The organism is Allorhizobium pseudoryzae (genome assembly GCF_011046245.1).
In the GTDB taxonomy this organism is placed as follows: domain Bacteria; phylum Pseudomonadota; class Alphaproteobacteria; order Rhizobiales; family Rhizobiaceae; genus Neorhizobium; species Neorhizobium pseudoryzae.
The window spans coordinates 980,222-1,004,399 of record NZ_CP049244.1 but is presented as its reverse complement, the minus strand read 5'-3'; the positions used below and the strand labels follow the sequence as shown (position 1 = coordinate 1,004,399).

Annotated in this window: 20 protein-coding genes; 12 read left to right on the top strand and 8 right to left on the bottom strand. The window is 62.6% G+C overall.

The features are described from left to right. Window positions 1-91: 91 nt before the first annotated feature. From G6N78_RS23495 to cydX, 3 genes are read left to right on the top strand one after another with little or no spacing between them, the layout of a single operon-like run. Entirely contained in the window at window positions 92-1,705 is a 1,614-nt protein-coding gene (locus G6N78_RS23495; RefSeq protein WP_165224660.1) for a cytochrome ubiquinol oxidase subunit I, read from the top strand. A 5-nt stretch (window positions 1,706-1,710) separates the two neighbouring features. Next, window positions 1,711-2,874 (top strand): cytochrome d ubiquinol oxidase subunit II, encoded by a 1,164-nt coding sequence (gene cydB, locus G6N78_RS23490; RefSeq protein WP_165224657.1) that lies wholly within the window; start codon window positions 1,711-1,713, stop codon window positions 2,872-2,874. A 21-nt stretch (window positions 2,875-2,895) separates the two neighbouring features. Further along, a complete protein-coding gene (gene cydX, locus G6N78_RS23485; protein WP_165224654.1) occupies window positions 2,896-3,012 on the top strand; it encodes a cytochrome bd-I oxidase subunit CydX in 117 nt (38 codons plus the stop codon). Window positions 3,013-3,093: 81 nt separating this feature from the next. On the opposite strand, the gene G6N78_RS23480 is transcribed toward cydX, so the two are convergent. After that, window positions 3,094-5,100, bottom strand: coding sequence for a methyl-accepting chemotaxis protein (locus G6N78_RS23480; RefSeq protein ID WP_165224651.1), 2,007 nt, complete (start codon window positions 5,098-5,100; stop codon window positions 3,094-3,096). Window positions 5,101-5,238: 138 nt separating this feature from the next. Then, complete coding sequence (locus tag G6N78_RS23475) at window positions 5,239-6,294, bottom strand: LacI family DNA-binding transcriptional regulator (RefSeq protein ID WP_165224648.1); 1,056 nt, start codon at window positions 6,292-6,294, stop codon at window positions 5,239-5,241. 117 nt (window positions 6,295-6,411) lie between these two features. Here G6N78_RS23475 and bglB point away from each other — a divergent pair, with 117 nt between their 5' ends. From bglB to G6N78_RS23440, 7 genes are all read left to right on the top strand, one after another. Next, on the top strand, window positions 6,412-7,512 hold the full coding sequence (gene bglB / locus G6N78_RS23470) for a beta-galactosidase BglB (protein WP_165224645.1): 1,101 nt from the start codon (window positions 6,412-6,414) through the stop codon (window positions 7,510-7,512). Next, on the top strand, window positions 7,509-8,345 hold the full coding sequence (kduI, locus tag G6N78_RS23465) for a 5-dehydro-4-deoxy-D-glucuronate isomerase (RefSeq protein ID WP_165224642.1): 837 nt from the start codon (window positions 7,509-7,511) through the stop codon (window positions 8,343-8,345). The genes bglB and kduI overlap by 4 nt, the downstream gene beginning before the upstream one ends. Beyond that, on the top strand, window positions 8,342-10,816 hold the full coding sequence (locus G6N78_RS23460; protein WP_165224639.1) for a hypothetical protein: 2,475 nt from the start codon (window positions 8,342-8,344) through the stop codon (window positions 10,814-10,816). Before kduI ends, G6N78_RS23460 begins: the two co-directional genes overlap by 4 nt. Before the next feature lie 49 nt (window positions 10,817-10,865). Beyond that, window positions 10,866-12,128: an ABC transporter substrate-binding protein gene (locus G6N78_RS23455; protein ID WP_165224636.1), complete on the top strand. Its 1,263-nt coding sequence runs from the start codon at window positions 10,866-10,868 to the stop codon at window positions 12,126-12,128. A gap of 197 nt (window positions 12,129-12,325) precedes the next feature. After that, window positions 12,326-13,282, top strand: coding sequence for a carbohydrate ABC transporter permease (locus G6N78_RS23450; protein ID WP_234906103.1), 957 nt, complete (start codon window positions 12,326-12,328; stop codon window positions 13,280-13,282). Then, the gene (locus G6N78_RS23445; protein WP_165224630.1) at window positions 13,279-14,331 is read left to right on the top strand and encodes a carbohydrate ABC transporter permease; all 1,053 of its coding nucleotides are present in this window, start codon (window positions 13,279-13,281) and stop codon (window positions 14,329-14,331) included. Before G6N78_RS23450 ends, G6N78_RS23445 begins: the two co-directional genes overlap by 4 nt. A gap of 10 nt (window positions 14,332-14,341) precedes the next feature. Then, window positions 14,342-15,439, top strand: a complete 1,098-nt coding sequence (locus tag G6N78_RS23440; protein WP_165224627.1) for an ABC transporter ATP-binding protein — start codon at window positions 14,342-14,344, stop codon at window positions 15,437-15,439. 10 nt (window positions 15,440-15,449) lie between these two features. On the opposite strand, the gene G6N78_RS23435 is transcribed toward G6N78_RS23440, so the two are convergent. After that, the gene (locus G6N78_RS23435; RefSeq protein ID WP_165224624.1) at window positions 15,450-16,463 is read right to left on the bottom strand and encodes a helix-turn-helix domain-containing protein; all 1,014 of its coding nucleotides are present in this window, start codon (window positions 16,461-16,463) and stop codon (window positions 15,450-15,452) included. A 203-nt stretch (window positions 16,464-16,666) separates the two neighbouring features. Here G6N78_RS23435 and G6N78_RS23430 point away from each other — a divergent pair, with 203 nt between their 5' ends. Both G6N78_RS23430 and G6N78_RS23425 read left to right on the top strand, forming a co-directional pair. Next, a complete protein-coding gene (locus tag G6N78_RS23430; RefSeq protein WP_165224621.1) occupies window positions 16,667-17,827 on the top strand; it encodes a tetratricopeptide repeat protein in 1,161 nt (386 codons plus the stop codon). 38 nt (window positions 17,828-17,865) lie between these two features. Beyond that, window positions 17,866-18,489, top strand: a complete 624-nt coding sequence (locus tag G6N78_RS23425) for a hypothetical protein (protein WP_165224618.1) — start codon at window positions 17,866-17,868, stop codon at window positions 18,487-18,489. 135 nt (window positions 18,490-18,624) lie between these two features. Here the strand turns inward: G6N78_RS23425 and G6N78_RS23420 are convergent, their stop codons facing one another. From G6N78_RS23420 to G6N78_RS23400, 5 genes are all read right to left on the bottom strand, one after another. Continuing rightward, window positions 18,625-19,779, bottom strand: coding sequence for a mandelate racemase/muconate lactonizing enzyme family protein (locus G6N78_RS23420; protein ID WP_165224616.1), 1,155 nt, complete (start codon window positions 19,777-19,779; stop codon window positions 18,625-18,627). A 40-nt stretch (window positions 19,780-19,819) separates the two neighbouring features. Next, window positions 19,820-20,893 (bottom strand): ABC transporter ATP-binding protein, encoded by a 1,074-nt coding sequence (locus G6N78_RS23415; RefSeq protein ID WP_165224614.1) that lies wholly within the window; start codon window positions 20,891-20,893, stop codon window positions 19,820-19,822. A gap of 13 nt (window positions 20,894-20,906) precedes the next feature. Further along, the gene (locus G6N78_RS23410; protein ID WP_165224612.1) at window positions 20,907-21,755 is read right to left on the bottom strand and encodes a carbohydrate ABC transporter permease; all 849 of its coding nucleotides are present in this window, start codon (window positions 21,753-21,755) and stop codon (window positions 20,907-20,909) included. Then, on the bottom strand, window positions 21,748-22,683 hold the full coding sequence (locus tag G6N78_RS23405) for a carbohydrate ABC transporter permease (RefSeq protein ID WP_165224610.1): 936 nt from the start codon (window positions 22,681-22,683) through the stop codon (window positions 21,748-21,750). Before G6N78_RS23405 ends, G6N78_RS23410 begins: the two co-directional genes overlap by 8 nt. A gap of 83 nt (window positions 22,684-22,766) precedes the next feature. Beyond that, window positions 22,767-24,071, bottom strand: coding sequence for an ABC transporter substrate-binding protein (locus tag G6N78_RS23400; RefSeq protein WP_165224608.1), 1,305 nt, complete (start codon window positions 24,069-24,071; stop codon window positions 22,767-22,769). Between the last annotated feature and the right edge of the window lie 107 nt (window positions 24,072-24,178).

Genomic DNA, 24,178 nt, shown 5'->3' with positions numbered 1-24,178 from the left:
AAGGTTCCAGAGCTCCGCGAAGCTTACACCCCAAGTCAGTCTTGACCAGAACGGACGGGCCCGCCCGCCCTCCGTCTAGGGAGTAAGCAAAATGGAAATCGGCATCGTTGAGCTGTCACGTCTGCAATTTGCCCTGACGGCTATGTATCACTTCCTCTTCGTGCCGCTGACGCTTGGTCTGTCGATCATCGTCGCGATCATGGAGACGGTCTATGTCATGACCAACCGCCCGATCTGGCGCCAGATGACGAAATTCTGGGGCACGCTGTTCGGCATCAACTTCGTCCTTGGCGTTGCCACCGGCATCACCATGGAATTCCAGTTCGGCATGAACTGGAGCTATTACAGCCATTATGTCGGCGACATTTTTGGCGCGCCGCTGGCGATCGAGGGCCTGATGGCCTTCTTTCTGGAGGCGACCTTCGTCGGCCTGTTCTTCTTCGGCTGGGACAAGCTCTCCAAGGTCCAGCATCTGGCGGTTGCCTGGCTCGTGGCCCTCGGCTCGAACCTTTCGGCGCTCTGGATCCTGATTGCCAATGGCTGGATGCAGAACCCGGTCGGGGCTCAGTTCAACCCGATGACCATGCGCATGGAGATGACAGACTTTTACGAAGTCCTGTTCAACGAAGTGGCGCAGGCGAAATTCGTCCATACGGTCAGCGCCGGTTATGTCACCGCCTCCGTCTTCGTCATCGGCGTCTCGGCCTGGTATCTGCTGAAAGATCGCCATCATGCGCTGGCGCGCCGCTCAATCACCGTTGCGGCGGCTTTCGGCCTCGCCTCGGCCTTCTCGGTCGTGCTGCTCGGAGACGAGTCCGGCTATTCGGCAACCCATAGCCAGAAGATGAAGCTCGCCGCAATCGAAGCCATGTGGGAAACCCATGCGGCGCCGGCACCCTTCACTGCCTTCGGCTTCCCGGACCAGGAGGCACGCGAAACGCATTTCGCCGTACACATTCCCTTCGCCATGGGCCTGATCGGCACCCGTTCGCTGACGACGGAAATCCCCGGCATCAAGGAACTTGTCGAGCAGGCGGAGCACCGCATCCGCTCGGGCCTCATCGCCTATGACGCGCTGATGACGGTTCGCCAGCAGCGGGATGCGACACCAGCGGAGATCATGAAGACCTTCGAGGACCACTCTCACGATCTGGGTTTTGCCTTCCTTCTGAAGAAATACGTCGATGATCCGCGCACCGCGACCGACGCGCAGATCAAGATGGCGGCCAATGATACGGTTCCGCATGTCTGGCCGCTGTTCTGGGCCTTCCGCATCATGGTGGCGCTCGGTTTCGGCTTCATCGCAACCATGGCCTATTTCTTCTACCGCGCCTCCTTCCGTGGCATGCGCTACCCGCGCTGGGCCCTGACAGTCGCCGTCGCCATGATCCCGGCGCCCTGGATTGCCGCCGAAATGGGCTGGTTCGTCGCCGAATTCGGCCGTCAACCCTGGACGGTCGACGGGGTGCTTCCAACGGCGCTCTCCGCGAGCTCGCTCTCGGTGACGGAACTCCTGATCACCATTCTGGGCTTCGTTGCCTTCTACACGGTGCTGTTCATCATCGAGATGGGCCTGATGCTGAAATACATCCGCAAGGGTCCCTACATGGACGTTGCCGAGACCGAAGAGTGGATCAAGGCACGCCAGGAGACCCTGAACCCCTCGGCCTTGCGCCCGGCCCCCACTGCCATTCCTGCGGAGTAAGGATCATGATCCTGCACGAACTTCTGAGCTACGAATTCCTGCGTGTCACCTGGTGGCTGCTGCTCGGCGTCCTCTTGATCGGCTTTGCCGTGACCGATGGCTTCGACATGGGCGTCGGCGCGCTGATCCCCTTCGTCGGCAAGACGGATGTCGAACGGCGGGTGGCGATCAATACGGTCGGCCCTGTCTGGGAAGGCAACCAGGTCTGGTTCATCCTCGGCGGCGGCGCCATCTTCGCCGCCTGGCCGCCGCTCTATGCGGTGAGCTTCTCCGGCTTCTACCTGGCGATGTTCGTCGTTCTCGCCGCCTTCATCGTCCGGCCCGTCGCGTTCAAGTACCGCTCCAAGCGGGATGATACGACCTGGCGCACTGCCTGGGACTGGGCGCTGTTTGCCAGTGGCGCCGTGCCGGCCCTCCTCTTTGGCGTTGCCGTCGGCAATGTCATCCAGGGCGTTCCCTTCCATTTTACCGATGACCTGCACAGCATCTACGAAGGGGCCTGGTACACGAAGTTCATTGGCCTGTTGGATCCCTTCTCGCTGCTCGCCGGTGTCGTGTCGCTCAGCATGCTGCTGATGCATGGCGCGGTCTGGCTGACCGTCAAGGCGGAGGGTACCGTGCAAGCCCGCGCCCGCGCCATAGGCTCCGTCGCAGCCCTCGCCGCCGTCCTCGCCTATGCGGCGGCCGGCCTCTGGCTCGCCTATGGTATCGAGGGTTTCCGCATTGTTGGCGATTATGCCACCAACGGCCCGTCGAACCCGCTGCATTTCGAGGTGGAACGCACGGCAAGCTGGCTCACCGCCTACCAGGACCGTCCGTGGATCGCGATTGCCCCGGCGCTCGGGATCGGCTGCGGCCTCCTGACCTTCCTCGGCCTCAGGGCCGGACGCGAAGTCTCGACGCTGATCCTCTCGAAGCTGTCGATCCTCGGCGTGATTGCATCGGTGGGGCTGACGATGTTTCCCTTCATCATGCCGTCGTCCAGCGATCCGAAGTCGTCACTGACCGTCTGGAACAGTTCGTCCTCGCACCTGACGCTGTTCATCATGCTGGTCTGCGCGCTCATCTTCATGCCGATCATCCTCGCCTACACGACCTGGGTCTACAAGGTGCTGTGGGGCAAGGTGACGGAGAGCGACGTGACCGAACACAGCCATTCCGTCTACTGAAGCACAAAGGAGCGATTTGAGATGTGGTACTTCGCCTGGATCCTCGGCCTTCCGCTGGCCGCCATCTTTGCCGTGATGAATGCGATGTGGCTGGAGATGAAGGAAGACGAGCAGACCCTCGCCAGCAACGAGCGCTGACACCTGGGCCCCCAAAAACGCGCATGAAAAAGGCTCCCGCCGGTCCGGCAGGAGTCTTTTTCGATTGTTTGTTCGTGTGCCTCAGAACTCTTCCCAGTTGTCCTGCTTGGTGGCGGCAGCGGCACCACCACCACCGAATGCCTTGCGGACGCTGCCCATCAGGTTGCGGGCGGGCGAGGATGCAGGAGCCATTGAGGCAGATGCCGAAGCGGGGGCAGAACGTCGCGCCGGAGAAGCCGGTGCTTGGGTGCGAGACATTGTCTGCGCGCCCTGGCCGGCGATGTTGAACTGCCCGATCAGGGACACCAGCGTGCCAGCGCTTTCCGTCAGGCGGTAGGAGACCGCCGTCGTTTCTTCGACCATGGCAGCGTTCTTCTGGGTGAACTGATCCATCTCGCCAACGGCAGTGTTGACTTCTGCAAGCGCCGAACTCTGCTCGCGCGCCGCCGAGGCGATGGAGGCGATCTTGTCGCTGATCGTGGTGACATGCGCGGAGATGTCGGTCAGCGCCTTGCCGGTCTGCTCGACCAGCGACACGCCGCCGGCCACCGCCTCGCCGGATTTGTGGATCAGCGCCTTGATGTCCTTGGCCGCGTTGGCGGAGCGTTGCGCCAGTTCGCGCACTTCCTGCGCAACGACCGCGAACCCCTTGCCCGCTTCGCCCGCACGCGCCGCCTCGACGCCGGCATTCAGCGCCAGGAGGTTGGTCTGGAAGGCGATTTCGTCGATGACGTTGATGATCTTGGAGATCTCGTTCGAGGCTTCCTCGATATTGCCCATGGCGGCAATTGCATCGGAGACCACCTTGGACGACTGGTCGGTGCTCTTGCGGGCGGTCTCGGCCACGTTCGATGCCTCATCGGCCTTGGCGGAGGAAGCCCGGACCGTCACCGTGATTTCCTCGAGCGCCGCGGATGTTTCCTCCAGCGAAGCCGCCTGCTGTTCTGTGCGTTTAGACAGGTCATCGGCTGCCGAGCACATTTCGTTGGAGCTGGACTGGATGCCGGAGATCTCGTCGCGCAACTGCTGCATCGTCACGCCCAGCTTTTCGACGGACGCGTTGAAATCGGCGCGCAGATTGTCGAGACTGCCTGCGAAAACGTCATCGATACGCACCGTCAGGTCGCCGGCGCTTAGCCGCTTCAGACCGTCGCCAAGCGTCGCGACCGCCTGGTCGAGGGCCCGTGCCTCTGCTTCCTTGGCGGCCTCGCGCTCCGCACGTTCGCGTTCGCCGACAGCCGATGCTTCGGCAGCGTTCTGTTCGATGGCGATTTTCTGGAGCGCCCCTTCGCGGAACACCTCCAGCGCACGCGCGAGATCACCGATCTCGTTGCGGAAGGTCTGGTGCGGCACGGCGGTGGTCAGATCGCCAGCGGCGAGGCTTTTTGCGGCAGCGGTCACCCGCGGCAGGGACCCCACCACGGCGCGGGTGAGCATTGCGACCAGCAAGGCCGCCAGACAGAGGACGATCGCGGCGGAAATGCCGATCGCCCAGGTCATCTCGCTTGCCATGCTGTTGATATCGGCCGCACGCACACCGGCGTAGAGGATACCGATGACCTCGCCGGCCGGCGAGAAGATCGGCTGGTAGATGGTGTAATAGGGCACGTCCAGAATGGTCGCCTCGCCGCGATAGACCTGCCCCTTGGTGAGGAAGGGATAGACCGCGCCCGTTTTGCCGAGCGCCGTTCCAACCGCGCGGTTGCCATCCGGCTTGATGATATTCGTGGTGCGGCGCCAGAAGTCCTGGTTCTGCGGATCCCACGCGAAAATGGTGGCCGTCTGCCCCGTCATGCGACCGATGTTGTCGATCATCGAATGATCGGTAAAGCTCGCCGGAATGGCCGTCGCCACAATGCGATCGACATTGCCGTTCTTCCACGTCACCTGCGTGCCGGGAAGTTCCTTTTCAACAATGGTGGCCGCCACACGCAGGCTGGTGTTCTGGCTATCGACGGCCTGTTGCTGAATCCGTCCGGCGATCGTTGATGAAATGACCCATGACACCGTTGCCAATGAGACAATCAGGATCATGATCGTTGTCACGGTGACCGTCTTTGCCATTCCGAAACGAGAAAAAATAAGCATGAGGCGCCCCCGCGCAATTGACTTACATCAATCTAAAATGCGGGAGCTTCGTTAAACTAACGTTTAAGGCCGGTTTTGTCGCATTTTTGCGTCACAACAGGATGGCTTTTCATCCAGTCTCTTGACCGTATCTTGGGTTTACGTCGCATCCGGCGCGCGACCGGTGGAGGCACGGTCAACGAGATGGCAAGCGAGTTCGATGCGCCGGGCAAGGCTGATGCGACCGGCCATGCTCTCGCTCAGCAGGTCGACGGCCGCGGCCCCGATTTCGCGCATGGGCAAATGCATCGTCGTGAGAGGCGGATTGACAAAGGCCGCCTGCGGCAGGTCATCCATACCCACCACCGAGATATCCCCAGGCACAGATAGCCCCGCTTTCTGCACCGCCATGATGGCACCGACGGCCAGACTGTCGCCCGCCGTCACGACTGCGGTGAAATCCTGTCCCTTCTCCGACAGCCTCTGCCCGATCGCCTGCGCCGCCAGTTCCGGCAGCCAGTCGTCCACCGTGACGACCATCCGCTCCGAATGATCGAGCCCTTTCAGCCGCAGCGCATCTTGCCAGCCTTCCTTACGGTGCTCGATGGTGCGCCGACCGGGCCGCATGAGAAACAGGATGCGCCGGTGGCCGAGCTGAATGAGATGATCGGTGGCAAGCCGTGCGGCAGACCGGTTGCAGGGCGTGACACTGGAGAGCCGCATCAGCGGATCGTGGCCATTCAGCAGAACGACGGGTTTCGGGAAATCGCGCGTCGCCGCCAGCATGGCTTCATCGTCCACTGTCAGGAACAACAGGCCCGCGGTTTCCGGATCTTCGCGCGCATCCTGCAGAAGCTGTTTTTCGTCTGCCCGATCGGTCACAGCCCGGGTTACGATCTCCAGGCCCAGTGCGGCTGCGCGTTCATTCAGTCCTTCCAGAACGTAGAGCGTGAACTGGTTGCGGACATAATCGATCATCGCGGCACTGGAGGCGGCGAGGATGACCTTGCGGCCGGCAAGAGCGGCAGGAACGGCATAATTCACCTGCTTGGCGGCAGCGAGGACCTTTTCCCGGATGTCCGGGCGCACGCCCTTTTCGCCCGCCAGCGCCCGCGAGGCGGTGCTGAGCGACACGCCACAGGTACGCGCCACATCGTCCAGCGTGACGCGTCGGTTTTTCTTCGCCCGTTTTCCCGGCAGCGGCTTGAGGTCCATGGCAATCTCCTTCCCGCAAACTGCAAAAAATTTTCAGCTTGCGCAATCTTTTTCTCAGTGTTTTGCTGAGCCTCAAGACATGACCGCCTTGGGAGAGGCGGAAGACGGGAGGATTTCATGGCCCTGAATGGCACCACCATTCTTGCCAATCTTGATCGGCTGGTGGCCGGCATGACCGGCTTGAAGCACGACGGTCGTTTTCACGAACCAAATCTCGATGGCACCGCCGGCGACTATATTTCCTTCGATAGCTGGGAATGGCCGCAAGGAGTCGGGCTCTATGGCCTGATCCGGCTCTGGCAGTTTACCGGCCGCGACGACCTGAAGGCGCTGGTCGAGGGCTGGTACGAGGCGCGGCTCGCGGCAGGTCTGCCGTCGCTCAACGTCAACACGACCGCGCCGATGCTTGGCCTTTCCGTTCTCTGGCGCGAAACGCAGGACGACCGCTGGAAGGCGCCGCTCGATGCCTGGGCCGACCGGGTGATGGCAGACATGGGACGCACGGAGGAAGGCGCCTTCGAGCACCATGTCTCCGACAAGGTGAACGACAACGAACTCTGGGACGACACCCTCTACATGGTAGCGCTGTTCCTGGCCTCCTACGGTCAGGCGAGCGGCCGGCAGGAACTGGTGGACGAGGCGGCACGCCAATTCCTCGTCCACGCCCGCTACCTCTCCGACGTGGAAACCGGCCTCTGGTTCCACGGCTGGACGTTTCAGGGTCGCCACAACTTCGCCCGCGCCCGCTGGGCCCGCGGCAATGCCTGGATCACCGCCGGCATCTTCGACCTCATCGACCTTGCCGAACTTCCGAAGCCGGTGAAGGATTTCCTGCTCGGTGTATTGACCGCACAGGTGAATGCGCTTCTGCCGCTGCAAGCGAAAAGCGGCGCCTGGCGCACCCTGCTCGACGATCCGACCTCCTACGAGGAGACATCCGCGACCGCCGGCATCGGTTACGGCCTGCTGAAGGGTTATCGCCTTGGTCTCGGCACGCCGGCCTGGCGTGAAGCGGGTCTCAAGGCCGTCCGCTTCGTGATGGACAATATCGACGACAGCGGCACGGTGCTGAACGTCTCCTACGGCACGCGCATGGGCCACGACCTGCAGTTCTACAAGGACATCCCCATCCAGCCGACCGGTTACGGCCAGGCGCTCTCGATCCTCTGCCTGTCGGAGGCGCTGAGCCACGTGGACGCGGCGGAGAAAGCGGCATGACGATGCGCGTTCTTTACGGAGCCTCTCCCGAGGACATCAAGACCTACGATACGGAGCGCCTGCGCAAGGAATTCCTCATCGAGGACCTGTTTGCCGCCGGTCAGGCGACCTTCGTCTACACCCATGTGGACCGACTGATCCTCGGCGGCGCGGTGCCAACCACATCGCCGCTCACCTTCGGTTCCGGTGAGGACATCGGCACGCCCTATCTCCTGTCGGCCCGCGAGATGGGCATTGCCAATCTTGGCGGCGCCGGTTCCATCACGGTGGATGGTGAGGACTTCGCCCTCGACAATCGCGACGTGCTTTATATCGGGCGCGGCGCGCGGACGATCGAGGTCCGCTCCGCCGATCCGGAAAAGCCCGCGCGCTTCTACATGAACTCCGTTCCGGCCGGCGCCGATTTTCCCCATCGCCTGATCACGCGGGCGCAATCGAAGCTGCTCGAACTCGGTGAGGAGAAGCGTTCCAATAAGCGCAGGCTGCGCATGTATATCCATCCGCAGGTGGCGCCGTCCTGCCTGCTTCTGATGGGCATCACCGATCTCGCCGAAGGCAGCGTCTGGAACACCATGCCGCCGCATCTGCACGAGCGGCGCATGGAAGCCTATTGCTATTTCGACATGGGCGCGGACGACCGCGTCATTCATCTGATGGGACGCCCGGACCAGACGCGCAACCTGATCGTCGCCGGTGGCGATGCGGTGCTGTCTCCCGCCTGGTCGATCCATATGGGGGCCGGCACCGGCCCTTACGCCTTCGTCTGGGGCATGACCGGCGAAAACCAGGAATATAATGATGTGGCCCCGGTGGCCGTGGCGGACCTGAAATGACGACTGAACAGACCTACATGCGAAAGCCTCTCAGCGCCGGTGAACCGGTGCGCTACTGGCAGCTCGGCGCGGTGATGGAAGAGCGGTTCGATACGCCCGACCAGCCGATGAAGGGCGAGATGGATCCCTTCTTCTTCCTCACCAAGCACAAGAACTTCATTCCGCACGAGTATCCCTGCCGGACGATTTTTGCCGAGACCTATCGTGGCAAGCGCCCGGATGTGCGTGGCCAATTCGAGGCCGCTCGCTGGTGGCTGCCCTTCGGCTCGCCGCGCGTCGATCTCTCCGGTTTCTGGTTCCGCCCGACCCGGCTTGCCACCTGGGCCCGTACCCATATCGAGGCATCGGAAGCTGGTCCGGCCAAAATCCGGCTCGGCACCTGCGGCGGCGCGGTCCTCTTCCTCAACGGCGAAGAAATCGGCTGGATGGCGCCCTATGGCCGCAATCTGGAAACCAAACAGGAGTTCGCTCTGCCGCTGAAGGCGGGCCTGAACGAGATCACGCTCTTCTTCGACGATTTGGCGGAGCGCGACGCCCGCTATTTCTACCAGTTCGACTACCTGTCGGGACCGGTGGCTAAGATCGCAATTCCGGTACCGGTCGAAGGGTCCGTGGCCGAAAGCATCGAGACGGCGCTCGAAGGCATGCATCTCGACCGCCCCGCTTACTTCTCCGGCGACATCACGCTTCTCTTCGCCAAGCCGCTGCCGGTTGCCGTCGATGTGAACGTTGCGGTCGAGGGCGATTTCATGTCGCGCGAACGCTTCGACCATGATTTCAAGCTGGAAGCCGGCGCCACCCGCCTCAATCTCGGTCCCGCCGAACAGGCGCCCGCCGATTTCCGCCATTTCCGCATCACGCTGGACGCCGGCGGCTTCGTCGCCGCCCGTCCGCTCGGCGTCGAGATCTGCCATGCGGAGCGTCAGGGTTCAGCGCCCGCCGCGCTTGCCGACCGGATCAGCGAAACGCTGGATGCCATTTCCGAGCATTCCGAGCGCGACACCGTGCGGGCCTTTGCTCGCCTCGCCAGCGGTCGCGCCGGTGCCGATACGGACGCGATGATCGAGGAGATCCTGCCCTCGATCGAGGATTGCCACGACTGCGCCGATTTCTCGCTGGTGCCGCTCATCTGGTCGCGCACCGTGTGGGGCCAGGACATCAACGACAAGACCCGCGCCCGCATCGACGGCGCCATCCTCAACTATCGCTACTGGATGGACGAGCCCGGCAATGACGTGCAGTGGTATTTTTCCGAAAACCACGCGCTGCTCTTCCACACCGCCTGCTATCTCGCCGGCCATCTGCTTCCCGAGGCGACCTTCGTCCGCTCGGGCCGCAAGGGCGCCGAGCAGTCGAAGATCGGCGCCGCGCGGGTTCGCGCCTGGCTCGATCACTTCGAACACTGGGAAATGGCGGAATTCAACTCCGCCCCCTATTTCCCGATCGACCTGAAGGGGTTGACGGCGCTGGCGGCTCTTTCCCCCGACAAGGACATCGCCGACCGCGCCAAGGCCGGCATCATCCGGCTCTGCGAGGTCATTGCCCGCTCCGCCCATCACGGCATGGTGACGGCAGCGCAAGGCCGCTCCTACGAACACACGCTGTGCGCCGGCCGCTCGCTGGAACTGTCGGGCGTTGCTCGCCTGCTCTGGGGCAAGGGCTGGTATGGCCGCCGCGTGCATGCCCTGCCGCAACTGGCCGTCTGCCTGCGTGATCACGGGCTTGAGGTGCCGGCCGAATTGCTGGCGATTGCCGACCATCGCGGCTCTTCCCATCAGGAATGGCGCTTTGCCCAGGGGCAGGACAAGTTTGCCGCGCTTTATCACTACAAGGGCGAACACTACGCCATGGGCTCCGCCGTGCATTACCGGTGGAAGGACTGGGGCTATCAGGAGACGGTCCTGCACCTGCGCATCGGTGAAAAGCCGGAAGCGGCGATCTGGATCAACCATCCGGGCGAGGTGATCCAGTTGGGCTACGGTCGGCCGTCCTATTGGGGCGGTTGCGGCACGGTGCCGAGAGTGCAACAGTATCGCGGACTGGCGATTGCCGATTTCGACGTGCACGAGGACCAGCCGGAATTCTCGCATGCCTGGTTCCCGCAGGCGGAGTTCGAGGAGAGCCGCGTGGCCGGTAACGCGGCCCTTGCCCGCAGCGGCACAGGTGTTGCGCTTCTGATCGGCAGCGGCGACCTTCTGCCTGTCACGGAAGGACCGTCCGCCAGCGCGGAATTGAGGCTTGCCGGACGCAAGACGCGCTGGATCGTACGACTTGCGGAAGCCGGCGACCTTATGAGCGCCGAGACGCGCTACGGCGGACTGACGGCCGAGGTGGCGGAGGATGGCACGATCATCATCCACGATCCGGACTACGGCCCCGTCAAGTTCATGGCCGACGGATCGGTGAATGCCGAAGGCCGCACCCTACGCCGCGAGGACTACACGGTAACGGGCGAGGCCATTGCACTTTAAAATAACCGGGGCGGATGGAGGATCTGCCCCACAAGGAGGAGGAAAGACCATGGCATTGAAATCGATTCTGGCTGCATCGGCACTGGCGCTGATGGCAACCACCGCGCAGGCCGGTGATGTGCGCATCATGTGGTATTCGGACGGCATCGAAGGGGAAGTGTTCCAGGACCTGATCAACCGGTTCATGAAGGACAATCCGGGCATCAACGTCATTGTGGACAATGTTGCCTATAGCGTGATCAAGGAACAGCTGCCGGTGCAGCTGGAAGCCGGCAATGGCCCGGATATCGCCCGCGTCACCGCGATCAAGGACCTGTCCAAGCACTGGCTCGACCTACGCCCGCTGGTGGCCGATGCCAAGTATTGGGACGAGAATTTCGGCGCCAATGCCGACTGGATGCGGCCCGACGGGTCCAACCAGATCTCCGGCTTCATGACGCAGCTGACGCTGACCGGCGGTTTTGCCAACAAGACGCTGTTCGAGCAGGCAGGCGTTCCGCTGCCGGGTCCGAAGGCCACCTGGGATGACTGGGCGGCCGCTGCCAAGAAGGTCGCCGCCAGCCAGCAGATCCCCTACCCGATGGCGATGGACCGTTCCGGTCACCGCATCACCGGGCCGGCGATCTCCTACGGCGCGGACTATATGGGGGCGGGTGGCAAGCCTGCGCCGCTCAACGAGGGCGCCAAGACCTATTTCGGCAAGTTCATCGACTGGTCGAAGGACGGCACCATGTCGAAGGACGTCTGGGTGTCTGCGGCCGGCCAGTCCTACCGCGCCGCGGCCGATGACTTCATCAACGGTCAGGTCGCCTTCTATTATGCCGGCTCCTGGCAGGTCCCGAACTTTGCCAAGAAGATCGGCAATAATTTCGACTGGGTGGCAACCGGCAGCCCCTGCGGCCCGACGGCCTGCACCGGCCTTCCCGGTGGCGCTGCCCTCGTGGCGGTGAAATACACCAAGAACGCCAAAGAAGTCGCCAAGGTCATGGATTACCTGGCCCGCAAGGACATCGTGAAGGAATTCTCCGAGCGCACTCTGTTCCTGCCGGCGCACAAGGGCGTCATTGCCGAAGGCGTGAACTTCAAGTCGGATAGCCAGCTCGTCAAGGACGCGCTGAACACCTTCGTCAACGCCACCAAGACCACCTCCGATCTCGCGCTGAAAATGCCGGGCTGGCGCTGGTCCGACACGATGTACGGCGCGGTCGTGACCCGTGTCGCCCAGGCGGTGGCCGGTGAAATGTCGGCAGCGGACGCCTTTTCCCGCATCGACAGCGATGTGGCCGAGAAGGTGAAGGCCTCGGGCCTCTGAGCCAGACCTGATCGTGAAACACCCGCCTGCCCCTTGTGTCTAACGGGGTGGGCGGGCCTTGCCCGCGCGTATTACCGCGCGGCACCCGATGCATGAGGAATTGCCCCATGGCGCAGCCCAAACCCCCATCCGAGCGGCCGGTGACGCCGCAACGAACCGACTGGCTTTCGGTGCTGCTGGCGCCGGTCCATCTCGTCATGGGCCTGGCCGACCGACCGCTCCGCTATCTGCAGAAAAAGACCGGCATCGGCGGCATGGCGGCCTTCTTCCTCGCCCCGAACATGCTGATCTTCGGCATATTCGTCCTCCTGCCGCTCGTCATCAATCTTGCCTACTCGGTCACCGGCGGATCGGCGCTGTTCCTCGATGAACGCACCTTCGTCGGCGCCGACCAGTATCGGCAGATCTTCAACTGCACGAACTACCTCGATCCGATGTCCTGCCAGGAGGATGCCTTCTGGACCGCCGTCGGCAACACCTTCTGGTTCGTCGTGCTGCAGGTCAGCCTGATGATCCTCGTCTCGCTGATCACCGCGCTGATCCTCAACCGCGAACTGATTGGGCGCTCCTTCTGGCGCGCCGTCTTCTTCTTTCCCGTTCTGCTGTCGCCGGTCGTCGTCGGCCTGATCTGGCGTTGGATCCTGCAGCGGCAGGGCCTGTTGAACTCGATGCTCTACCCCTTCGGCGTCGAGCCCTATACCTGGCTGACGGATCGCACCTTTGCCTTTGGTGCCGTCGTCGGCGTCTCCATCTGGGCGCATATGGGCTTCTACACGCTGATCCTGCTCGCCGGTCTGCAGGCAATCCCGAAGGATCTCTACGAGGCCGCCGAGATGGACGGGACCCGACCCGCGCGCATCTTCTGGCGCATCACGCTTCCGCTTCTGATGCCGAACCTCCTGGTCGTCATCGTGCTTGCCCTCATCAAGGCCGTGCAGGTGTTCGACGAGGTCTTCGTCCTGACCGGCGGCGGACCCGGCACCAGCACGCTGTTCCTCACGCAATATATCTACGAAACGGGCTTCGTCTCCTTGCCCCGCAATGCCGGCCTTGCCGCAGCCGCCTCCATCCTGATGGGCCTGGTGCTGGTGGTGCTCACGCTGCTTCAACTGGGCGTCGGTCGCAAGAACGAGAACAAGGGGAAACGCCGATGAGTACCGCAATCGCTTTCCTCACGCGCCGCCGCGGCGGCAAAGGCTGGCACTGGACCGACATCGTCACCTGGGTCTGGCTGATCGGTGGCCTGCTGGTGATGTTCGGCCCGGCCGTCTGGCTGACCTTTTCCTCCTTCAAGACACCGGCCGGGCTTGCCGAGTTTCCGCCGAGCATCCTGCCCTATGTGACGCAGCAGGTGCAGGTCGAGGGCTATGAAAAGCCGCTGCCGCTGTTCAACGCGAAGCTTGCCGATGGCTCAACGCGGGTTCTGGCCGAAGTCCGGCGCATTGGCATCGTCAGCCAGATGGTCGATCCAAAGGCGCCGGGCGAGATCATCAGGGTCAATATCGGCGACCGGGAGCCGGTGCGGGAAATCTCCTTTGCCACGGAGAACTACACGCAGCCCTTCATGCAGTTCGATTTCTTCCGCTATCTGTGGAACTCGGTTTTCGTCACCGTCACGGCGACGCTGATCACGCTGATCGTCAACTCCATGGCGGCCTTTGCCCTGTCGAAATACGAATTCAAGGGCCGAAACGCCGCGATGCTGGTGATCCTTGCGACACTGATGGTGCCGCTGTCGGTCATCCTCGTGCCGCTCTATTCGATCATCTCGTCGGTTGGCCTGTTCAACAGCCTGTGGGGCGTGATCCTTCCGACGGTGGCAACCCCGACCGGCGTCTTCATCCTGCGCCAATACATGCTGACCATCCCCGATGAGTTGATCGACGCGGCGCGCATGGACAAGGCGTCGGAATGGCAGATCTACTGGCGCATCATCGTGCCGCTGACGGCGCCGGCACTCGCGGTTCTCGCCATCTTCTCCGTCGTCTGGCGCTGGAATGACTTTCTCTGGCCGCTCATCGTTCTGTCGCGACGCGAGCTCTACACGCTGCAGGTCGGTCTCTCGATCTATTCCGGCGAGCTCAACGTGCAGTGGCACTACATCCTGGCGATGACGGTCGTCACCATGATCCCGGTCGTGCTGGTCTTCATCTTCCTCCAGCGCTTCATCACCACCGGCATTGCCGGCTCCGGGCTGAAATAGGATATCCGACATGGGTAGCATCACACTTTCCAACATCCAGAAATCCTACGGCGCGGTGCATGTTCTGCATGACATCCATCTCGCAATCGAAGAAGGCGAGTTCGTCGTCTTCGTCGGTCCGTCCGGCTGCGGCAAGTCAACCCTGCTGCGCGTCATCGCCGGCCTGGAAAAGGTGACCGGCGGCGATCTGAAGATCAACGGAACCCGCGTCAACGACGTCTCCGCCGCCGACCGCGGACTGGCCATGGTCTTCCAGTCCTACGCGCTTTATCCGCATATGACGGTGCGCCAGAACCTTGCCTTCGGGCTGGAGAACTCCGGCATGCCGAAGGCGGAGATCGCGACGCGCATCGCCGAGGCAGCGCGGATGCTCGAAATAGACAGCTACATGGACCGCCGCCCCGGCCAACTCTCGGGCGGTCAGCGCCAGCGCGTGGCCATCGGCCGCGCCATCGTGCGCCGCCCGACCGCCTTCCTGCTCGACGAGCCGCTGTCCAACCTCGATGCGGAACTGCGCGTTTCCACGCGTGCGGAAATCGCAGCACTGCATGCACGGCTGAAATCGACCATGATCTACGTGACGCATGACCAGGTGGAGGCGATGACGCTCGCCAACCGCATCGTCGTGATGCGCGCCGGGCGGATCGAGCAGGTGGGCACGCCGCTCGATCTCTACAACGAACCCGCCAACCGCTTCGTCGCGGGCTTCATCGGCGCGCCGCATATGAACTTCATCGAGGCGGAGGTGGCGGGCGGCACGCCGGATGGCCTGACGGTCAAGGCAGGAGAAGGCACGCTGATCGCCATCCCGCTTCCAGGCACCACGCTCAAAGCCGGCGAAAAAGTATCGCTTGGCATCCGGCCGCAGCATATCGAACTTGCCGGTGGCGATAGCGCATCCGGCCTTGCAGCGACGGTGCGCATGGTCGAGGCGCTCGGCTCGGAAACCGTCGTCCATGCCGAGATGCTCGGCCAGAAGCTGCTGGCGATCGTGCCCGGCCAGCGCCGCCTCATGACGGGAGACGCCGTCACGCTGTCCTGGAAAAACGCGCCGCTGCATCTCTTCGGCGCCGATGGCTTGCGGATTGGCACGGCTCAGCCGGCCTGAAGACCGCTGCTCACAATGCCGCAAGCCAGGTCGGGAAAACGAGGCGCACCGCATCCGCGTCGCCCCGACCGGCCTCGCCCTCCGTCAGCGCCGTCCGGAATTCACGGGGCGTACAGCCGAACTGCGCCTTGAAGGCGCGGCTGAAATGCGCGTCGCTGGCAAAACAGAAGGCATGCGCGATGTCGCCGATACGCGTATCGGCACCGGCGCGGGTGAGGCTTCTGGCCGCCGCTTTGATGCGCGCCTCGCGGATCACGCGCGCGACGCCGCCCGCCGGATCGAAGAGGCGATAAAGGGTGGCGCGAGACACACCGATCTCGCGGGCAACGAGGTCCGGCGTCAGCATTGGCGAGGAGAGATTGGACTGGATGAAATCGCGGGCGCGCACCAGCATCATCGTGTCGATGTCGTTGCGGGCCCGACGAATGCTGATCTGCTGGGGATCGAGGCAGGCTGCAACCAGGGTGGGTGTGAGGGATAACAACTCCTGCGGCACCGTTTCCGCCTCGACATTGCGCCCCATGCGGAAGAGCGACAGGATGTGGTCCGCGAGGAAAATTGCTGTCGGATAGGTCAGGCTCTCGCCATGCAGCCGGGAAATGTCTTCGGCGGCAGGCCCAAGCGAGGCTCTCGAAAAGACCACGGACACATTGTGCGCCGGCGTCATCCCCCCTTCCGATACACGGCCCAGATCGAGGACGGTCAAAGCTGCAGGACGTCCGTTCTGGTCCAGAGGACATGCCAGATCGACGCGCAGGAGAATATGATCCAGAAAATCCCGTACCAGCCTTTGCCGCGGCCGCTCGAAACGAAAGGTCTGCGTCCGCATGCTGGAGATGAGCATGGCGCCCATGTTGACGCTTTCGATGCCGCCGGCAAAGCCACGGCGCGTGTCGGGATCGGGGTCCTGCATGTCGAACATGGTGTTGATGCGGCTGCGGAAGGCTTCGAACCGAAGTTCGTGCGCCACCATATCCGTCGAGAAGCGGTGCAAAATAACAGGTGTCTTCTTTGCAGATGCCAATCCTGTTCCTCCCGCTCCACCCTGATCCGGGGCTTGCCACATTCTGATACGCAGAGGCAAGCACGCTTCCGATTTTGAGACGGCGAGAATAACACCGACCTTTCGATTCCCTGTAGATCCGGCCGCAAGAAACGACACGGGGAAACGCAATCGTGATGGTTCAACGCACATCATATCTTAAACGAGGTTTGCCGATTACGCTCGTGACCGTTTCGGCATTGTGGGTGATCGTTTCGGCACCGGCATTTTCCGAGGATCTGATGCGGGAATGCGACCGGCTGGCCGGCAGCAACTTTGATCCTGACCTGGGTTCGCCGGGTGTTCCGATCAAAGAGGTGGATGGCCCCCGCGCCAAGGAAGCCTGCGAAGTGGCCCTGCGCGAACATCCGGAGGTCCCGCGCCTCGCCTTCCAGCTCGGCCGGAGCGAATTGCAGCTCGGCAACCCGCAGCGTGCGATGGAGCTCTATAAGAAGGCCGCCTCGCAGGGCTATGTCCTTGCGGAGACGGGGATCGGTTATCTCTACGACAACGGCCTGGGTGTCCCGCAGGATTACAAACTCGCTTACGCGCATTACAGCAAGGCCGCCGATGCCGGTATCGGTCTCGGCTACAACAATATTGCCAGCCTCACCAAGGAAGGGTTGGGGGTCGAGAAAGACGATGCGAAGGCTTTGGCGCTATACGAGAAGGCGATCGCCGCGGGATATAGGGATGCGGCCTATCCCGCAGCGCGCCTGAAGATGATGGGCTTCAAGCCGGGCGACGACCCGCAGCCAATCATCGCCGCGTTCCGCACGGCGGCCAATCATGTGGCAGAGGCGCAGACGGATCTCGGCCAGTTCTACCGCGACGGAAGCTTCGGAATGCCGAAGGACGCGGTTGCCGCCCGCGCGCATTATGCCGCCGGCGCGGAGCGAGGCGATATCTGGGGCAAGCTCTTCATCGCGCAGATGGATGCCTTCGGTCCAGAAGCGGATGCGGCGAGCAAGTCACGGGCGCGCGACGTGCTGGATGAGCTGTCCCGTTCGGAGGACAAGGCGCTTCAGGCAAGTGCCAAGGCGCTTCTCGCGACATTGCTGATCGACACGCAGGTGGACGAAGCAAGTTCCCTCATCAATGCAGCGGTCGAGACCCAACCGGACAATCCGTCGGTGCTGTCCGCCAGGGCCGCGCTTCTCACCAAACACGGTGACTACGCGGCGGCTGATGCCCTGCTGCTAAAGGCCAGCGAGGCCGATCCGGTGTGGGGACCGTACTTCCAGCAACGGGCAGAGGTGCAGACGAAGCTCGGCAATACGGTGCTGGCCGGCCAACTGGATGCGAAGGCCAGGACCGCGCCGATGGGCGGTTACTTTCTACGATAACCCGCCAAGCTGGCGCGGCCTACAGCGAGACCATGGAAATGCGCAAGTTGAGACTGGGTGCGGCATTGATTGTCGGTGCCACCCTCACCTCCTGCACCACGACGGAGCAGGCAAGCCAGGCGGTTCAGAGTCGCTGGCTGGGACAATCGGCGGATGAGTTCTTCACCAAGAACGGACCGCCAGCCTCGAGTTACACGCTGGCGAACGGCAATGTCATCTATACATGGCGGGGCGGGGAAACCACCCGCCACGTGCCGGCGCGTTATGCCGCGCCGCAGATGCAGCCACCGCCGCTTCCGTCCTTCGGGTCGAACAGCAACTTTGGCAAGCCGGCCTTCGGCATGCCGCAGACCGCCACCACCCAGCCGGTCTGGGGCCGGCAGGTGGTTCGCACCGAAACCAAGGTGGAAAACCCGCAGCCGGGCGTGACCCGCACGACGACGGTGACGAAATCGAGCGGCGCCAGCATCGGCTGGAACCTTCCAACCTCCCCGGCCAGTCAGGGACAGTTGCTGTCGCCGGCCCGCACGGAACAGCTCTCTTGCGAGCTTCAACTGACGGCGGATCAGCAGAACATCATCCGGTCGATCCGGATCTCGAAGGATACGGCGGGCGCGGGCTTCAGCCTCTCCCGCTGCGCCGAGGTCATGGGCGTGACGTGACGGGCCGGAGGACGACGCGAAGGAGCTTGGTCCCCTTTGTTTCCTTTGCCGTCGTTCATAGCGAGTCCGGTTCGACACGTCGCGTCCATCACGCGACCGGGAGCATCCCTGTGCTCCCGGTCGCAGTTGCTTTCTCTACCAATTGGTCAAGGAGCCGTCGCTGCGCCTCAGATGTGGCGGTTCCGAATAGTCGAACGGCATCTTCTGAAGCTCGGCTTCATTGACGTCGACGCCAAGGCCGGGCGCGTCCGGCACGACGTAAAACGCGCCATCCATCTTGATCTGCCCCGGAAACAACGTCGTGTTGTCGAAACCCCAGTGTGTCTCCGCCGGGCTCTGGCGGCATTCCAGCCAGGCAAAATTGGGAACCGCCGCGGCCAGATGCACCGAGGCGGCGGTGCAGATCGGCCCGAGCGGGTTGTGCGGCATCAGATCGACATAATGCGCCTCGCACCAGCCCGCGACCTTCATCGCCTCGGTAAAACCGCCGACATTGCAGATGTCCATCCGGCAGAACTGCAGGATGTCCCGTTCGATATAGGGAAGAAACTGCCATTTGGAGGAGAATTCCTCGCCGATCGCAAAGGGGATGTCCGTCATGCGCCGCAGGGATTCGTAAGCCCCCGGCGTTTCATCGCGGATGGCCTCCTCGATGAAATCCAGCGTTCCCGCCGGCATCTTCTGGCAGAAGGAGGCTGCTTCGGCGACGCTGAGCCGATGGTGGTATTCGACGCCAAGCGTCATGGCATGGCCGAGTTCGGCACGGGCGCGCACCATCCATTCGGCGGTTACGGCAATCGACTCGCGCGGCTCGAAATGCGCCGGATTTTCCTGACCGGCAGCGATGAAGCGCACGCAGGTCCAGCCCGCCTCCTTGAGGAGAACCGCCTGCTCGATCATTTCCTCGCCGGGTTCGGCGGAGGTTGTCGCAAAGGCCGGAACGCCGTCCCGCTGCCGGCCGCCCAGCAGCTGATGCACCGGCACGCCAAGCGCCTTGCCGCGAATATCGTGAAAGGCGATGTCGAGGGAGGCGATCGCCGCCGACAACACCCGACCGCCCTCAAAATACTGGCTGCGGTACATTTCCTGCCAGAGGGCCGCACACTGCATCGGGTCGCGCCCGATCAGGAACTGCGCATAGTGATCGATCGCGCCGGCCACGGCCTTTTCCCGGTAGGACAGGCCGGACTCGCCCCAGCCGTGGATGCCGCTATCGGTCTCCACCTTGACGACAAGCTGATTACGGACGCCGACCCTTGCGATATAAGGTTTGATGGCGGTGATCTTCATGGTGTGTTCCAGAATCTTGGGCCGTCGGGGTCCCTCGTCATCAAAGAGACAGGCCGCTTACGCGATCGAACACATGCACCTGGCCCGCTGCAACCGAGGCTTCGAAGGGTGCGCCATGGCGGGCCGGATAGGCTCCGTCGACGACCGCGGTCATCGGCTCTCCGGCCAGCGTGAACACTACATGCGTCTGGGCACCCGTCGGCTCCACGACCAGCGTCTGGCCGCTCAAAATCGTATCCCCCGCCGTGCCGACATTGATATGCTCCGGGCGGATGCCGAGCTTCACCGCCTGGCCGGGCTTGACCTGCCGGGCGTGATCCAGTTGCACCACCGTTCCATCCGTGAGACGTGCGGCAGGCCGCGCCCCGCCTCCATCCACCTCCGCATCGAGGAAATTCATCGCCGGCGAGCCGATGAAGCCGGCAACGAACAGATTGGCCGGGGTGCGATAGAGATCCAGAGGCGTGCCGACCTGTTCGATCCGGCCGCCGTTCAGCACGACGATGCGGTCTGCCAGCGTCATTGCCTCGATCTGGTCGTGCGTGACATAGACCGAGGTGGTGCCGACATTCTGGTGCAGCGTCTTGATTTCAGTGCGCATCTGCACGCGCAGCTTGGCATCGAGGTTGGAGAGCGGCTCATCGAACAGGAAGACCGCCGGATCGCGCACAATCGCACGCCCCATCGCGACGCGCTGGCGCTGACCGCCGGAAAGCTGGCTCGGCTTTCGACCGAGCAGATCTCCGAGCGCCAGCATACGAGCCGCTTCGGCAACCCGCTTTTCGATCTCCGGTTTCGCAACGCCCGAGAGCTTCAGATTGAAGCCCATGTTTTCCGCCACCGTCATGTGCGGATAAAGTGCATAGGACTGGAAAACCATCGCGATGTTGCGCTCGCGTGGCGTCATGGAATTGACCACCGCACCGGCAATCATCACTTCGCCGGCACTGATGTCCTCCAGGCCCGCGATCATGCGAAGAAGCGTCGATTTTCCGCAGCCGGAGGGCCCAACCAGCGCGATGAACTCGCCGTCTTCGATCGCCAGTGACACGCCGTGGATTACCTCCAGCGCGCCATAGGCCTTGCGGACGTCCCTCAACTCGACAGATGCCATGCTATTCTCCGGTTCACGACTTGACTGCGCCGGCGGTCAGGCCTGCTATGATGTGTTTCTGGGCGAGGAAAAAGACGATGATCGTCGGCAGGATGGTGAGCGTGATGAAGGCCAGCACCAGCTGCCATTCGGTGCCGAATTCGCCGCGATAGACCATGATGCCGAGCGGCCAGGGATATTTCGTCTCCGTATTCAGCATGATCAGCGGCAGGATATAGCTGTTCCAGCTGTTGACGAAGCTGACGATGCTGACGGTGGCGATGATCGGCCGCGAGAGCGGCAGGGAAACGTACCAGAAGAAACGGATGTAACCGCAGCCATCGACGAAAGCGGCCTGGAACAATTCCTCCGGGAGGTTTCTAAAATAGTTCCTGAATAAGAGGATGCTCATACCCAGCCCGAACGCCACCTGCGGCAGGATCACGCCCCAGTAGGAATCGAGCAGTCCGAGATCGCGGATGCGGATGAAGAGCGGCAGGATGGCGGTGGCGACCGGAAACATCAGCCCGATGAGGAAGTAGTTCATCAGTTGCCCGGAGCCGAAGAACTTCACATGGGCGAAGGTGAAGGCCGCCATGGCGGAGACGACGACGGTCAAGAATACCGTCACCACCGCGATCAGCAGCGAATTGCCCATCTGCCGCCAGTAGCGTTCGCCAAACAGGATGTCGGTATAGTTCGACCACACCCAATTCTCCGGCAGGCCGAAGGGATTGACGCGGAGATCTCCCAGGGACTTGAAGCCGCCGAGCGCCGTCGTCAGCAGCGGCACGAGGACGAGGGCTGCGACGAGCGACAGCGAGACATACAGGTAGAGTTTGGTGGCGGGCGTCATGCGGACGCCGGATGTCGTGTCAGTCATGGCGCATGAAGATCCGTTTGTAACCGAAGGCGAGCGTGACGCAGATGACGAAGAGCACGACGCCGACGGCGCTGCCCAACCCGACCTGCATGCGCGTGACGCCGTAGGTATAGAGGAAGGTGACCATGGTCTGGGTCGAGTTCGACGGCCCGCCGCCGGTCAGCGGCATGATGAGATCGAAGAGCTGCAGCGAACCGATGATCGCGAAGAAGACGGACAGCCGGACGGTGGAAGACAGAAGCGGCAGCGTGACGTAACGGAACTTCTGCCAGCCGGTGGCTCCGTCAATCTCGGCAGCCTCCAGAACGCTGCGATCGACCGCCTGAAGACCGGCGATGTAGAGCATCATGTGAAAGCCAAAATATTTCCAGACGATGACCGCCAGTACCGCGTAAATCGCCAGATCCCGGTCGGCCAGAACATAGGGCGTGGCCACGCCGAAGAAGCCGGCAATCGCGGCAAACAGGCCGTAATCGCCGTCATAGACAAAGCGCCAGATCAGGCCGGCCGCAACGTCCGCCAGCACATAGGGCAGGAAGAAGATCAGGCGGAAGGCAACGACGCCGGTGATCTTGTTCGCCAGCATCATGGCAAGCCAGATGGCGAGCGGAATCTGCAAAAGCAGGGAGATGACGATGATCAGGCCGTTGTTGATCAGCGCCTGCGAAAAGGCCGCATTGTTGAAGAGAACGGTGAAATTGCGGATCCCGACAAATTCCGTCGGCGTTCCGTAACCGTTCCAGCGATACAGGCTGTACCAGGCCGCCTCCCCCATCGGCAGGATGACGAAGAGGGTGAAGAGCAGCAGGGCCGGCGGCAGGAACAGGATGAGAACCGGCAGTCGCCCCCGCGCCGTCGGGCTCTTGTAGGTCACCTTTGTTCCGGACGGCACACGTCCTGCCACTCCCGTGGCTGTCAGGTCTGTCATTGTGTGGTTATCCTCCCTGCGGCTTCAGGCGACCGATGGCTGGAACCGCCGGCGTTTCCACCGGCGGCATGGCCATGGGCATGCTATTCCAGCGCGCGTGCATCCTGGATCATCTGTGCCCCCTCCTTGGGCGACATCTGACCGGACAGGATTTCCACCGAGACATCGTTGACGACCCGGCCGACCGAGGGGCCAAGATCCTGGTCGAAGAAGTTCTGGTGCCAGGTGGAGGCCGCCAACTGATCGGCTGCCTGACGCATCAGCGGGTTTTTGAGGGCATCTTCCGCACCGGCGGCAGCCGGGATCAACATCCCCGCGGCTGCCATCCTGCGCTCCTGCTCGGGGCTCGTCAGGAACTTGAGGAAATCAACCGCAGCCGGCGAGGCTTTTTTCGTCACGGCCCAGCCGTTCAGGCCACCCAGGGTGTCGGTGACCTTGCCGACGCCGCCTTCCACCACCGGGAAGGGGAAACGACCGATGTTTTCCGCTCCGATCCCCTTGCCGTCACCCGAATTCTTGGCCTGGTTTGCTTCGGTATTTTCGAAACCAAGCAGGATGGCCGCCTTGCCATCACCGAACACGCCGAGCGTCTGCGGCCAGGTTGCACCCAGATAGCCGGCCTGGAACGGTTCCAATTTGCCCAGTTCCGCCAATTGCTCGCCGGCCTTGATGATCGTCGGATCAAGGAATCCGTCGCCCTCGTTGTTCTTGGCCTTGTCAAACACGGCCTGGCCGCCGTTGCGCATCACCAGATAGCTCCAGTAGAAGTGCAGAGGCCATTTTTCGCCGCCGCCGCCGGCGATCGGCGTAATGCCGGCAGCCTTCAGCGTCTTCACCGCCTGCAGGAGGTCATTCCAGGTCTTGATGTCTTCCGCCTTCAAGCCGGCCTTCTGGAAGAGCTGCTTGTTGTAGAAGAAGGCGACCGTGCCCATGCGGTAGGGAACCGCATAGGTTTTGCCGTCAAACGTCAAGCCGTTCAGGGCGGCGGGCTTGTAGGTCTTGGCCCAGGCGCCTCCGTCGGCACTCATTGCGCCGCTCAGATCCATGAGCGCGCCGGTCTTCGACTGCTGACGCAGAACGCCGCCACCCCAGCTGTAGAAGAAGTCCGGCGCGGCGTCCGACTGCAGCAGGGTCGGCAACTTGGCCTTGAAGGCCTCATTTTCCAGAAACTGCAACTGAACATCGACATCCGGATGTTTGGCTTCATAGTCCGCGGCAATCTCCTCCCACACCTTGAGATTGGCCGGCACCGTTTCGACATGCATCCACTTGACGACGGTCTGCGCGGCGGCAAAACCCGCCCCGCTTCCCAGAACAATCGCCGTTGCGGCTGCGACCCGTATGGCATGGCTGGCGCGTGCGCGCGCCGATCCTCGATGATGCGTCATCCTTTTCTCCTCCCAGGCTGCGCATTTATTCCTCGACCCGTACAAAATCTGTCGAACCGTGTCCTCCTGTCAACCGACAAAGTGCACAAAATTCGCACTTCGCGTAA

Coding starts and splice junctions, on each gene's coding strand:
- G6N78_RS23495 (WP_165224660.1), top strand. CDS start 92: ATGGAAATCGGCATCGTTGAGCTGTCACGTCTGCAATTTGCCCTGACG.
- cydB (WP_165224657.1), top strand. CDS start 1,711: ATGATCCTGCACGAACTTCTGAGCTACGAATTCCTGCGTGTCACCTGG.
- cydX (WP_165224654.1), top strand. CDS start 2,896: ATGTGGTACTTCGCCTGGATCCTCGGCCTTCCGCTGGCCGCCATCTTT.
- G6N78_RS23480 (WP_165224651.1), bottom strand. CDS start 5,100: ATGCTTATTTTTTCTCGTTTCGGAATGGCAAAGACGGTCACCGTGACA.
- G6N78_RS23475 (WP_165224648.1), bottom strand. CDS start 6,294: ATGGACCTCAAGCCGCTGCCGGGAAAACGGGCGAAGAAAAACCGACGC.
- bglB (WP_165224645.1), top strand. CDS start 6,412: ATGGCCCTGAATGGCACCACCATTCTTGCCAATCTTGATCGGCTGGTG.
- kduI (WP_165224642.1), top strand. CDS start 7,509: ATGACGATGCGCGTTCTTTACGGAGCCTCTCCCGAGGACATCAAGACC.
- G6N78_RS23460 (WP_165224639.1), top strand. CDS start 8,342: ATGACGACTGAACAGACCTACATGCGAAAGCCTCTCAGCGCCGGTGAA.
- G6N78_RS23455 (WP_165224636.1), top strand. CDS start 10,866: ATGGCATTGAAATCGATTCTGGCTGCATCGGCACTGGCGCTGATGGCA.
- G6N78_RS23450 (WP_234906103.1), top strand. CDS start 12,326: ATGGGCCTGGCCGACCGACCGCTCCGCTATCTGCAGAAAAAGACCGGC.
- G6N78_RS23445 (WP_165224630.1), top strand. CDS start 13,279: ATGAGTACCGCAATCGCTTTCCTCACGCGCCGCCGCGGCGGCAAAGGC.
- G6N78_RS23440 (WP_165224627.1), top strand. CDS start 14,342: ATGGGTAGCATCACACTTTCCAACATCCAGAAATCCTACGGCGCGGTG.
- G6N78_RS23425 (WP_165224618.1), top strand. CDS start 17,866: ATGCGCAAGTTGAGACTGGGTGCGGCATTGATTGTCGGTGCCACCCTC.
- G6N78_RS23420 (WP_165224616.1), bottom strand. CDS start 19,779: ATGAAGATCACCGCCATCAAACCTTATATCGCAAGGGTCGGCGTCCGT.
- G6N78_RS23415 (WP_165224614.1), bottom strand. CDS start 20,893: ATGGCATCTGTCGAGTTGAGGGACGTCCGCAAGGCCTATGGCGCGCTG.
- G6N78_RS23410 (WP_165224612.1), bottom strand. CDS start 21,755: ATGACTGACACGACATCCGGCGTCCGCATGACGCCCGCCACCAAACTC.
- G6N78_RS23405 (WP_165224610.1), bottom strand. CDS start 22,683: ATGACAGACCTGACAGCCACGGGAGTGGCAGGACGTGTGCCGTCCGGA.
- G6N78_RS23400 (WP_165224608.1), bottom strand. CDS start 24,071: ATGACGCATCATCGAGGATCGGCGCGCGCACGCGCCAGCCATGCCATA.